This is a genomic window from Cupriavidus sp. 01L46 (assembly GCF_056399905.1).
The window spans coordinates 1-11,618 of the sequence record NZ_JBFTSF010000049.1; the positions used below are offsets into that span (position 1 = coordinate 1).

Genomic DNA, 11,618 nt, shown 5'->3' on the forward strand with positions numbered 1-11,618 from the left:
GGCCCCCCCCTCTCATCAGACTCTTTTCTGCCTGACCCACACTACCGTCTCGCCACCTCGCGCTCCACTGCGGGGACGGGGCGCGTTCATACCATCTTTTCTTTACGAGTAAAGAAAAGTGACATCTCACACGTTCCAAAACGGCCAACACCGCACAGCCGCGCCAGCAGCTAGAAGCAGTAAAACCCCACCCCCAAGAGACACCCCCGCGTCAGCGGGGCTAGAAACCTCGCACATCACGGGCTACGCCAAACCCGCACGCCGCTCGCCAAGGGGAACGCCAGAAATTGCTACATTCCCCTTGTCCTCTCCCTACCTCTGAATAAACTCAAGCAAATCCCGATTGATCAAATCAGGATGGGTCGTACACATCCCGTGCGGCAGCCCCTTGTAGACCTTCAGCGTGCCGTGCTTCACCAACTCGGCAGACAGCAAAGCCGAATCCGCAATCGGCACGATCTGGTCATCGTCTCCATGCAGGATCAGCACCGGCACATCGATCTTCTTGAGGTCTTCCGTAAAGTCCGTTTCCGAGAACGCCTTGATGCMMTCGTRGTGCGCCTTGATCCCGCCCATCATGCCCTGGCGCCACCAGTTCGCCATGATGCCTTCGGATGGCTTTACCCCCTCGCGGTTGTAGCCGTAGAACGGGAATGGCACGTCCTTGTAGAACTGTGCCCGGTTGGCGGCCAGCTGCGCGCGGAAACCGTCGAACACCTCCAGCGGCAGGCCGCCCGGGTTGGTGGCGCTCTTGACCATGATCGGCGGCACCGCGCCGATCAGCGCCGCCTTGGCTACGCGGCCAGCGCCGTGCCGCGCGACGTAGCGCGCCACCTCGCCGCCGCCGGTGGAGTGGCCGATGTGCACGGCGTTTTTCAGATTCAGATGGGCGGCCAACGCAGCGACATCCGCGGCGTAGGTGTCCATCTCGTTGCCGGTGTCGGTCTGCGTGGAGCGCCCGTGGCCGCGGCGGTCGTGTGCGATCACCCGGAAGCCCTTGGAGAGGAAGAAGAGCATCTGCGCGTCCCAGTCGTCCGCGCTGAGTGGCCAGCCGTGATGGAACACGATGGGCTGGCCCGTGCCCCAGTCTTTGTAGAAGATGTGCGTGCCGTCCTTGGTAGTGATCTCACTCATGAAGTGACCTCCTTGTGGGTTGCTGCGGGACCTGCCGGATTACTGCATCGCCTGGAAGAAAGACAGCGTCCGCGCGTTGGCGGCCTTGGCTGCTTCGGCGTTGTAGTGCACGCCGGCGTTGCGCGCGAAGGCGTGCATGCAGCCGGGGTAGGTGTGGATTTCCACCTTGGGGCGGTTGCGCAGGGCTTCGATGATTGTTGCGCGCGCCTGCGGGGGCACGAACTCGTCTTCTTCGGCGATATGCATCAGCAGCGGCGCTGACAGCTTGCTGGCTTCGGCCAAATGCTTGTCGATGCCAACGCCGTAGTAAGACACCGCGGCATCTGCGTCGGTGCGCATCGCCGTCAGGAAAGCCAGCAGGCCGCCGAGACAATAGCCGACCGTGCCTACGCCGCCGCCCACGCCCGGCTGTTTGCGCGCGGCCTGGATGGTGGCATCGAGGTCTGCCACGCCTTTATCCACGTCGAACGCGGTGTAGAGCGCCAGCGCCTTCTTCCATTCGGCCTCGGACTTGTCGGTCAGCTCCACATTGGGTTCTTGCCGCCAGTACAGGTCGGGGCAGAGGGCGACGAAGCCCTGGCTGGCAAAGTCGTCGCAGGTCTGCCGCATGTCCGCGTTGATGCCGAAGATCTCCTGGATCACGACGATGGCGGTACCGCGCGCGTTGGCGGATGGCGTGGCCAGATAGGCAGCAAAGCTGCCGTCGGCCACGTCGATGGTGATGCGCTTGCCCATGGAAAGACTCCCTTGCATTGGTGTGCCCGAAGTACCACCGTACCGTTATAGGCGAAATCGCTGGAGACGGCGTCCGGCCGGGCACGATGATGTGGCACATAAAACACCTGGATGCCGGCGTTGCGCGCCGCCTGGACTACGCCGTTTCTGAGCCAATAGTTTGCCGCTAAGTAGAATTCGCAAATGGCAACGGGGACCCGCGGTAGTCGCCGTCACTCGATCGTCATGTCGTTGGCCGCATGTTTGCACCAGGAGTCATTTCAAAATGGAATCCTTCGATGACGACCTTACCCACTTCGAGGCGCACGGCGCCGCGCCGCTGCCGGCCGCCGGCGATGCGGGCTACGTGGACAATGACGGTGCCCGAATCTGGTATGCCACGTACGGGGCAGCCGGCACTCCCGTGATCCTGCTGCATGGGGGTCTAGGCCATAGCGGCAATTGGGGCTATCAGGTTCCGGCGCTGGTCAGCGCCGGCCATCGCGCCGTGCTCATCGACAGCCGCGGACACGGTCGCAGCACGCGCGATGGCCGCCCCTTCACCTATGCGTTGATGGCGTCCGACGTACTCGCCGTGATGGACGCCTTGCACATCGATAAGGCCGCCATTGTGGGTTGGAGCGACGGTGCATGCATCGCCTTGATCCTCGGCATGACAGCCGCTGAGCGCGTCGCGGGGGTGTTCTTCTTTGGCTGCAACATGGACCCCAGCGGCACAAAGACGATCTCGCCTGGTGCGATCATCAACCGATGCCTTGCCCGGCACGCCATGGACTATGCGCAACTGTCAGCAACGCCAGACGCGTTCGATGCCTTCGTGGGTGCGGTCAGCGAGATGATGAGGACCCAGCCCAACTACGCGGCGCGCGCGCTGGCCGATATCCGTGTGCCGGTAGCCATCGTGCAGAGCGAACATGATGAGTTCATCAAACACGAACATGCCGAATACCTTGCGCGAAGCATTCCCGGGGCGGAGTTGGTCCTGCTGCCGGGCGTGAGCCATTTCGCGCCGCTGCAGAGGCCGGCGTTGTTCAACGGGGCCGTGCGGGATTTTCTTGGGAAGGTCGCTTCTTGAACAAGCGGACGTGAGGGCTGCGTCCGCTTGTCGAGAATCGGCGCCCCCTCAGTCCCCCTTGAAACCCGAAGCCTTGATCACCGGCGTCCAGCGCGCGGCAAGGGCGTTCGCATACCTTGCGACCTCATCCGGCGCACCGCCGGAGAGCAGGTCGTATCCAGTGCGCCCCAGCTTCTCGCGAACGTCCGGCATAGCGAGAATCTTGCGCACGGCGTCGCCCCACTKCGCGGCCACGTCGGGTGCGGTGCCCGCGCGCACATACAGCAGATAGCGCGACGAGGTCACCAGGTTTGGAAATCCGGACTCCGCGAACGTGGGCACATTGGGCAGCGCATCGGCGCGCTTGTCGCCGGCCACCGCCAACACGCGGAGCTTGCCGGCGCGGTGATATTCCATGAAGGTGGTGGTTGCGTCCATGCCGGCGGATATCTGGTTGCCCATCAGGTCCGTGACAAGGGCACCGCCCCCGCGATAGGGCACCAGGGTGCTGCCCGTATGGGATTGGGCAACGAATTCCACCGCCAGGAAATGAAGCAACGTGCCAACGGTGCTGATGCCGATGGCGTGCTCGGCGGGACGGGCCTTGGCCGCCTGGACAAAATCTGCCAGCGTCTTGATCGGCGAGCTGGCGCTCACCGCCAGCCCGAACTGGACGCCGGCCACGTCGGTGACGGCCTTGAAATCGGTAGCGGGATTAAAGCGCATGTTGTTGTAGATCAGCGGGCCGATAAACATCGGGTCCACTGGCGCCAGCAGCACGGCGTTGCCGTCTGCGGGCGCGTTCTTCAGGACTTCGGCCGCCACGCGGGTGCCGGCGCCGGGACGGTTGTCGACGATCACGATGCGGCCCATCGCATCCTTCAACTTCTCCGCCAGCAAGCGCCCCATGAAATCGGCTGGCCCACCCGCCGGGAACGGCACGATGATGCGCGAGACGGCCTGGCCCCACGCGGCACGCGAGATCACGCTGCCCGCACACAGGACGGCGGCGGTGCCGGCCAGCATGGCGCGGCGCGAGAGCCGCACAGCGGCGTTATGGTTGCGGTCGTTCATTGGATGCTCCTGGTTGGCTTGCGGGGGGGGGGATTACCGGGCGGCGAATGGTGTGAAGTGCGCTGCGTCTTCGATGACCTGCCCTGCTCGCAGCAGCAGGTCTTCCCTGAAGCGCCAGGCCATCAGTTGCACGCCAACGGGGATGGCGCCGGCCATGCCCGTGGGTACGGAGAGGCCCGGCATGCCAAGCATGGCGGTGGCGAGCAGCGGGCTCTGGGCGTCGAGCAGGGCGTGCGTTTGTTCAAGCGTGCCGATATCCGCGTCCTGCGCGCAGGGCCGCTGCCATGACACCGGCATCAACACCAACGGATAGGTATCCAGGAAGACCGACCAGTTGCGCGCCAGTGTCTGGCGGCGCGCCAATGCATCGAGAAAGCCATCGCGGCTGGTCTGTGCCATGCCCTCGATCATGTTGCGCTGGCTGCGCCGCATGGCTTCGTCGCCGTGTTGGTCCACCCCGGCGATKATGTTGCGGCGGCTGTCGTCCGTGATCAGCGTGCGCCATAGCGCGGCGGCTTCKAGGAAATCCGGCAAAGCGGCTTCTTCCACCGTGTAGCCGGCTTGCCGCAGCCAATCGGCGGCGCTGTCCAGGGCGCAGCTCACCGCCGGATCGATGGGAATGCCCGGGCAGTGCTTGAAAAGCGCCACGCGGATCGGGCCCACTGGTGGCGGCAACTCCAACGGCGCCGGCACCCACGCCGGATCGCGCGCGTCGTAGCGCGCCATGGCGTGATAGCCAAGCTGCAGGTCAGCCATGCTGCGGGCCATGACGCCCTGCACCGACATCAGTTGCGGCGTGATGCCGCGCTCGGCGCTGGCGCTGGGGTTGTACGCGGGCACGCGGCCGACCGTTGGCCGCAAGCCGGGCACGCCGCAGGCATAGGCCGGATAGCGGATGGAGCCGCCGATGTCGTTGCCATGGGCTAGCGCGCCCATGCCGCAAGCCACCGCGGCGGCGGCGCCGCCACTGGAGCCTCCGGGCGTGATATCCGGATCCCAGGGGTTGAGCGTGCGGCCGTGCAGGCCGTTGTCCGTGAACCAGCGCGACGAGTAGGTGGCGGTGTTGCTGCGCCCGACAATGATGGCGCCGGCATTGCGCCAGTGCGCCACCACGGGCGCGTCTTCACGCGCGATGTTGTCTTTGAGCGGGATCACGCCGTTGGTGGTGGCGTGCCCGGCCTGATCCACATTGATCTTGATCGTGACCGGCACACCATGAAGCGGGCCAAGTTGCGCGCCGCTGGCGACTAGCTGGTCGGCCGCATCGGCACTCGCCAGCGCTTGCCCGGCCAGCACCTCTGCCAGCGCGTTGATGCGCGGGTTGAGCTGTTCGATGCGTGCGAGCGCGCTGGCGGTGGCCTCGCGGCAGGAAATGTCGCGGCGGCGCACGGCGGCGGCAATGTCGACGGCGCTCCAGCGCCACAGCGTTTCGGGGGTATTCACGTTGAGACTCCAGGAATGTCGGGCAAAAGCGATCCCGCCCCCAGTGCAAAGTGGGAGTTTGGCGAGGCGGATGGTGGATGCCGGCGAGCGGGCCCGCGCGGCGGTGGTTTAGTCGCTAGGGCTCATCAGCAGGCTTCCCCGGTCGACGCGTGATTCGGCCTCAAGGGCCAGGGCTTCGGCGTGCTCCATATGCTCGTGCATGAGCGCGCGTGCACGGTCGGCATCGCGCGCGCGGAAGGCGTCCATCAGGCCGGCGTGGCTGTGGATGATTTCATCGTCGAAACGCGCGAAACTGTCCTGCGCATTGCGCACGACGATCACGCGGCGAATGATGTCGTTGAGCAGGCGGCAGAACAGCGCCAGCATGGGGCTGCTGCACGCATCGGTCAGCCGGTCGTGAAACAGCAGGTCCGCTTCGCGCCGCTCGTTCCAGTCCGCGCTGCCTCCGTGMGCCGGATGGCTCAGGCCGATCAGCGCATCGAGCTCGGCCAGGTCGGCGTCGGTCAGGCGCAGTGCCACGTTGGCAGCCAGTTCGGGCTCTACCGCGCGGCGCAAGGCGTACAGCGTGGCGATGTCGACCGGCTGGAAGTACAGGAAGTTGGAGACAGCCTCCAGGCAACGATCGTACGAGGGCTGCGCCAGCGTGGCGCCGCCGTTGGGCCCGGTGCTGACGGTGACCAGGCCCTGCACCTGCAGGGCGGCCAGCGCCTCGCGCACGGTCCCGCGCGCCACGCCCATCTGCTCGATGAGGGCCGCCTCCTGCGGCAGCTTATCGCCGACCTTCTGGTGGGTCTGGACGATCCAGCGCTTGATGTCGGTGACCACCTGGTCCGAGCGCTTCACGCGCCTGGTGCCAGAGATCTTGGGCTTGKGGTCCTTGGACATCGCTTACAGCCTATTTATGATCATAATTATCATGATTATGATCGGCTGGATGATTCTTCCAATACGGGTATTCCCGGTGCGGGGGAGCTTCTCAAGCCGTGGTGCATTTCTGGCTGCGCGCGTTTGCGGCACTGGTGGCGTGGGCGGATCGCACACCGGCCGTCGAAAAGATCGAACTGCGCGTGCGCGAGACCAATAGGCGAGCTCGCGTTCTCTATGCGCGTTTTGGCTTTGACCGGCAGTCACGCACTGGCGACCCGACCCGCACCGCCTGCGCTTCGCGACACCATCCGGCGTTTCGTCGCAGCGACCTGCACACCGCGCCGGTGTCAGCCGAATATGAGCACCATCGCGTTTCCCCCGACCAGACTGGATGCCCCCCATGCTCACTGAAATCCTCCTCCACACGCCCCGATGGGTCTGGATCGTGCTCGCGGGCCTGATCGCGCTCGGCCTCTCGCAAGCCGTCCCCAGACGAATGACACCGGCCCGCGCCACGGCCGTGCCCGTGGCCATGGCGGTGGTCTCGCTGGGCGGCGTCATCTCGGCCTTCTCCGCGCAGCCGCTCGCGCTGCTTGGATGGGGCATCGGCGTGGCTTGCGCGCTGGCGCTGGCCCACACCATYGGCGCCTGGAGCGGCATTCGCTGGCTGGAGGCCGATCGCCGCCTGCTGGTGCCCGCAAGCTGGGTGCCGCTGGCGTTGATCCTCTGCCTGTTCATCACCCGCTACGGCGTGAGCGCAGCCATGGCGGTAAACCCCGGTTTGCTGTGGCATGCCGGGGTGGCAACGCCGATCGGCTTTATCTATGGTGCCGTTAGCGGTATCTTCCTCTCACGTAGCCTGGTGACCTGGAGGCTGACCCGGCAGGCAATGCTTGACAGCGTGCCGGGCTKATCACTCAGGCCGCCGCTGATGCCAGCAACCGAAGCCAGCACCCCCCTGTCCCGAACCACGTCCAGGCCTGCCGTCATGAACGCATTCGAGAAATTTCAGCTGTTTATCGCGGCCCCGTCGGTACTGGCATTCGCCTTGATCGAGGCCATCGTCTTGTCGCGCCGCCAGCGCTACGACTGGCGGGCGTTCGGGGTGTCGGCGCTGGATCTGGTGGCGCGCATCGCGGTGGGCATTGCCTTGCCGCTGTCGATCGCGGCGCCGCTGGTGCGGCTTGCGTTCGAGCACCGCTGGATGACGATTCATCCCACCGGCTGGATCGCGTTGCCGCTGCTGTTTATAGGGCAGGAGTTCTGCTACTACTGGTATCACCGCGCGGCGCACAGGGTGCGGTGGTTCTGGAGCAACCACGCGGTGCACCACTCGCCGAACCAGCTGAACCTGTCGGCGGCGTTTCGCATCGGGGTTCTCGGCAAGCTGACCGGCACGGCACTGTTCTTCTTGCCGCTGGCCTGGATTGGCTTTGAGCCGCAAATCGTGTTTGCCGTGTTGTCGCTGAACCTGCTCTATCAGTTCTGGATTCATGCGACGTGGATTCCGCGCTTGGGCTGGCTGGAGGGGATCTTCAATACGCCTTCGGCGCACCGGGTGCATCACGCGTCCAACCTTGAGTACCTGGATGCGAACTATGGCGGTGTGCTGGTGGTGTTCGATCGCTTGTTTGGCACCTACGTGAAGGAGCGCGAGGACCTGCCCTGCCGGTATGGCCTTGTGCATCCGATCGAGAGCGCGAACCCGTTGCGGATCGAGTTCACGCAGTGGATGCATCTGCTGCGCGACCTGGCGGGGGCGCGCAGCTTGCGCGCGTTCCTTGGGTACTTGCTCATGCCGCCGGGCTGGACGCCGCATGGCGAGGGCAGCACCACGGCGGAACTGCGCGCGCGGCGCCCGCAGGCTGAGATGTCCCGGGGCGTTGCTGGTGGCTGAAATCCGGCCACAGCCCATCATGCGCCATCCCGCCAAGGCACTGGCCTGGCTGTTTCGCGAACTGCGGATTGGCGTGCCCGTGGCGCTCGGTGCCGCCGGCTTCTTCTCCGTCGTGTTCCGCGAGCCGTTTGGCATGAACCTGGCCTATGCCCTGTGCATCACGATGTTGATACAGGCGCTGGTGAAGCTGGGCCGCTATGGCCTCACGCGCCGGCTGCCCGATGGCTCGCCGGGCGCTTCCACCACGCAGCGGCGCTGGCCGGACTGGAAGTGGATGTTTCCGTGGATCGTCGTGTCCGGCGTAGCGGGCTATTTTGGCGGGCATGCGATTGCCGACCTGCTCACCGGTAGCCACGGCACGCCGTCGGATCTGATGCGCAATCCGCGCGCCCTGCTGCTTAGCATGACGGTGGCGCTGGTGCTGGCGCTCGGCATCTCTTACTTCCACTATGCACGCGGGCGCATGGCGGCTGCGGACGCGCGGGCGCAGGCGGCCATGCGCAGCGCCGCGGAGAATCAGCTGCGCTTGCTGGAGTCGCAGCTGGAGCCGCACATGCTGTTCAATACGCTGGGCAACCTGCGCGTGATGATCGGGCAGGATCCGCAGCGCGCGCAAGAGATGCTGAACCAGGTGATCTCGTTCTTGCGCGCCACGCTGCAGGCGTCGCGCTCCGGCTCGCATCCGCTGTCATGCGAGTTCGATCGCATCGCCGACTACCTGGCGCTGATGCAGGTGCGCATGGGCGCGCGGCTGCAGGTCGAGCTGGACCTGCCCGCCGGCCTGGCCAACCTGCCCGTGCCGCCGCTGCTGCTGCAGCCACTGGTTGAGAACGCCATCAAGCACGGGCTGGAGCCCATCGTCGCGGGCGGCTGGATCAAGGTGACAGCCCGCCGCGAAGGCAGCACGCTGGTGCTTGGCGTGCGCGACACCGGCGCGGGCTTGAGCGAGCTGCCGCCCGGCTCGGATTGCTTTGGCACATCGCAGGTGCGCGAACGGCTCGCCCAGCTCTACGGCAAAGCGGCAAGCTTCGAGCTGCTGCGTGCTGGCGATGACGGCGATGACAGCGGCGGCGGCACGCTGGCCGTCGTGCGCCTTCCGCTATCCTGATTCACTGCCGCCCCCTCCCCATATCGCCTCCATGCGAACCACTGCCCTGATCGCCGAAGACGAAGCGCTGCTGGCCGCGGACCTCCAGGCGGAGCTGGCCCGCTTGTGGCCGGCGCTGAACATCGTCGCGACGGTAGGCGACGGCGAGGCCGCCGTGGCACAGGCGCTCGCGTTGCAGCCCGATCTGCTGTTCCTGGATATCCGCATGCCGGGCATGAGCGGACTGGAGGCAGCGCAGACCCTGGCCGAGGACTGGCCCGACTCGGCCAAGCCGTTCCCGCTGATCGTCTTCGTGACGGCTTACGACAATTACGCCTTGCACGCATTCGAGCATGCGGCCGTCGACTACGTGCTAAAGCCCGTGCAGGCCGACCGCCTGGCAAAGACCTGCGCGCGCCTGCAAGCCACGTTGCAACAGCGTGCGGCCCCGCAGGCCGCCCCGCCATCGCTGGACGCCGCCATGGATCAGTTGCGCGCGCTGCTTGCCGTCGGCATGTCCGCGCCGCCAGCCGCGCCGGCGGCCAGCCCATTGCAGGTGATCCAGGCCAGCGCCGGCAATACCATCACGATGGTGCCGATTGACGAGGTGCTGTATTTCGAGGCCGCGGACAAGTATGTGCGGGTGGTCACCGCGCAGCGCGAGCACCTGATTCGCATGTCGCTGCGGGAGCTGCAGATGCGGATCGACCCGGCGTGCTTCTGGCAGGTCCACCGCAGCACCATCGTACGCTGCACGGCCATTGCCAGCGCGCTGCGCGATGACAGCGGCAAGCTCACCCTGACCTTGCGCGACCGGCCGGAAAAGCTGGGGGTCAGCCGGCTTTATGCGGACGCGTTCAAGGGGATGTAGGCGCCACGGTGTCGCGCAAGTCACGGGCAACAATCCTGCGCAGGTGTCTGCGCGCCGCCGACGCTTGCCCGGCGTGTTGGCGCGGCACCATCGTTTTCTACCGGATTTATGCCCGCCCGCGCACACTGCGCGGCACCGGGCCATGGCATGCCGTGTGCGTGGTGAAGGGGGAGCGTCGAGCCCGGCGCTCCTCCATCACACCCCACTCAGGAGAAGACCATGTCCACCCTATCCATCGGAAACCTGCCTCGCCTCAGCGAGCTTGAGCAGGCCACCCGGATTGCCATGACCGGCGGCACCGGTGTCTACCCCATGCCCATGATCATCCGCAGGGATCCCGGCTATGGCGAGTTTCCGAAGCTGCCCGGCATGCCGGAATTGCCGGAATTGCCGGAAATGCCCGCGATCCCGAACTCGTTCCCGTGCGGCTCGCCGATCTATCACGGGCCGGCAATAGGACCCGGCTCCGGCGAGCCGAAGATCTTTCCACTCTGACCCCGCCCCTTTTTCGTCACGAACGTCACGAGATCCAACGGCACGCAAGAGGCCGAACCTTGCTTTCAAGGAGCACGCCATGCACAACAAATTTGCCATTGCCACCCTCACCGCCGCCGCGCTTGCAGCGGCTTTGCTCGCCGGCGCCGCCCAGGCCGCGAGCCCACAGGACCATACCCTCTACGGTGACCGCTACGGCTACAACTTCCGGGCCGGCAAAGTGGACCCCTACACCGACGGTGGCCGCGCCGGCAAGTTCGACGCGTTCGGCGAAGGCGCTCGCCAGGTTGACCCGTACACCGACGGCGGCCGGGGCTGAGTGGCGCCCGGCGAGCGAAAGCACGCACAGGCGTGCTTTCGCTCGATCAGGCTTCAGGACTTCAGCTCAGAAGGCTTCAGGTTCCACAGCTTGCTGTCGCTGGTGGACACCGCCACGGCGCCTTCCCGGATCGCACTGCGGATGTCGTCCTTGTTGCAGACGAACCCCGAAGTGACGATGGGCGGCAGCGCCTTGCGGTCCTGGGTGGAAAGATGCGCGAGCATGGGCGCGGGCATCAGCTGCACCAGGTTGGGATCGCTCTGCTCCAGCGCCTTGACGCTGCGCGGCCAGGTCGAACGGTCGGTCACGAACACCTTCTGCATGGTGATCAGGCCGGCCCGGTTGGCGCGCTGGATGGTGGCCACCCGGGTCGAAACGAGACTGGTCACCCCGATATCGGCGAGATATTCGACGCCGCCCTTGTCCTGCGACAGCCCTTCGCAGCTGTCGATATTGACGATGACGTACTTGCCGGCCTTGGTCAGCGTGGCCACCACGGGCTGCAGCTTGCGCAGCTCCACGTTGGCAACGATGCAGACCTCGGCGTGGCTCTCGATCAGGATATCGGCCTGCTCGACACCGAAGAGCGTCGCGATGACCGGGTGCCGCGTCAGGCGTGCCCCGAGTGACTTATCCATGATG

General features: G+C 65.7%; 12 protein-coding genes. 6 read left to right on the forward strand and 6 right to left on the reverse strand.

Going from position 1 to position 11,618, the window contains the following annotated elements:
- Positions 1 to 312 precede the first annotated feature (312 nt).
- A complete protein-coding gene (locus tag AC1DS3_RS11440; RefSeq protein ID WP_477127183.1) occupies positions 313 to 1,134 on the reverse strand; it encodes an alpha/beta fold hydrolase in 822 nt (273 codons plus the stop codon).
- 39 nt (positions 1,135 to 1,173) lie between these two features.
- Positions 1,174 to 1,869, reverse strand: a complete 696-nt coding sequence (locus AC1DS3_RS11445) for a dienelactone hydrolase family protein (protein WP_441641027.1) — start codon at positions 1,867 to 1,869, stop codon at positions 1,174 to 1,176.
- A 265-nt stretch (positions 1,870 to 2,134) separates the two neighbouring features.
- On the opposite strand from AC1DS3_RS11445, the gene AC1DS3_RS11450 reads away from it, so the two are divergent.
- Entirely contained in the window at positions 2,135 to 2,944 is an 810-nt protein-coding gene (locus AC1DS3_RS11450) for an alpha/beta fold hydrolase (protein WP_441641026.1), read from the forward strand.
- Positions 2,945 to 2,992: 48 nt separating this feature from the next.
- Here the strand turns inward: AC1DS3_RS11450 and AC1DS3_RS11455 are convergent, their stop codons facing one another.
- The 3 genes from AC1DS3_RS11455 to AC1DS3_RS11465 form a co-directional block, all read right to left on the reverse strand.
- Positions 2,993 to 3,997 (reverse strand): Bug family tripartite tricarboxylate transporter substrate binding protein, encoded by a 1,005-nt coding sequence (locus AC1DS3_RS11455; RefSeq protein ID WP_477127184.1) that lies wholly within the window; start codon positions 3,995 to 3,997, stop codon positions 2,993 to 2,995.
- A gap of 33 nt (positions 3,998 to 4,030) precedes the next feature.
- Positions 4,031 to 5,440 carry an amidase family protein gene (locus AC1DS3_RS11460; protein ID WP_441641024.1) on the reverse strand — a complete coding sequence of 470 codons (1,410 nt, stop codon included), beginning with the start codon at positions 5,438 to 5,440 and terminating at the stop codon, positions 4,031 to 4,033.
- Positions 5,441 to 5,548: 108 nt separating this feature from the next.
- Positions 5,549 to 6,325 (reverse strand): FadR/GntR family transcriptional regulator, encoded by a 777-nt coding sequence (locus AC1DS3_RS11465; RefSeq protein WP_477127185.1) that lies wholly within the window; start codon positions 6,323 to 6,325, stop codon positions 5,549 to 5,551.
- Positions 6,326 to 6,707: 382 nt separating this feature from the next.
- Between AC1DS3_RS11465 and AC1DS3_RS11470 the strand changes: the two genes are divergently transcribed.
- From AC1DS3_RS11470 to AC1DS3_RS11490, 5 genes are all read left to right on the forward strand, one after another.
- The gene (locus tag AC1DS3_RS11470) at positions 6,708 to 8,204 is read left to right on the forward strand and encodes a DUF6622 family protein (RefSeq protein WP_477127186.1); all 1,497 of its coding nucleotides are present in this window, start codon (positions 6,708 to 6,710) and stop codon (positions 8,202 to 8,204) included.
- A gap of 19 nt (positions 8,205 to 8,223) precedes the next feature.
- Positions 8,224 to 9,312, forward strand: a complete 1,089-nt coding sequence (locus AC1DS3_RS11475) for a sensor histidine kinase (RefSeq protein WP_441641020.1) — start codon at positions 8,224 to 8,226, stop codon at positions 9,310 to 9,312.
- Positions 9,313 to 9,343: 31 nt separating this feature from the next.
- Positions 9,344 to 10,162 (forward strand): LytR/AlgR family response regulator transcription factor, encoded by an 819-nt coding sequence (locus AC1DS3_RS11480; RefSeq protein WP_441641019.1) that lies wholly within the window; start codon positions 9,344 to 9,346, stop codon positions 10,160 to 10,162.
- A 219-nt stretch (positions 10,163 to 10,381) separates the two neighbouring features.
- Complete coding sequence (locus tag AC1DS3_RS11485; RefSeq protein ID WP_441641018.1) at positions 10,382 to 10,657, forward strand: hypothetical protein; 276 nt, start codon at positions 10,382 to 10,384, stop codon at positions 10,655 to 10,657.
- Positions 10,658 to 10,736: 79 nt separating this feature from the next.
- Positions 10,737 to 10,976: a hypothetical protein gene (locus tag AC1DS3_RS11490; RefSeq protein ID WP_441641017.1), complete on the forward strand. Its 240-nt coding sequence runs from the start codon at positions 10,737 to 10,739 to the stop codon at positions 10,974 to 10,976.
- A 53-nt stretch (positions 10,977 to 11,029) separates the two neighbouring features.
- Here the strand turns inward: AC1DS3_RS11490 and AC1DS3_RS11495 are convergent, their stop codons facing one another.
- Complete coding sequence (locus AC1DS3_RS11495; protein ID WP_441641016.1) at positions 11,030 to 11,614, reverse strand: glycerol-3-phosphate responsive antiterminator; 585 nt, start codon at positions 11,612 to 11,614, stop codon at positions 11,030 to 11,032.
- Positions 11,615 to 11,618: the final 4 nt, after the last annotated feature.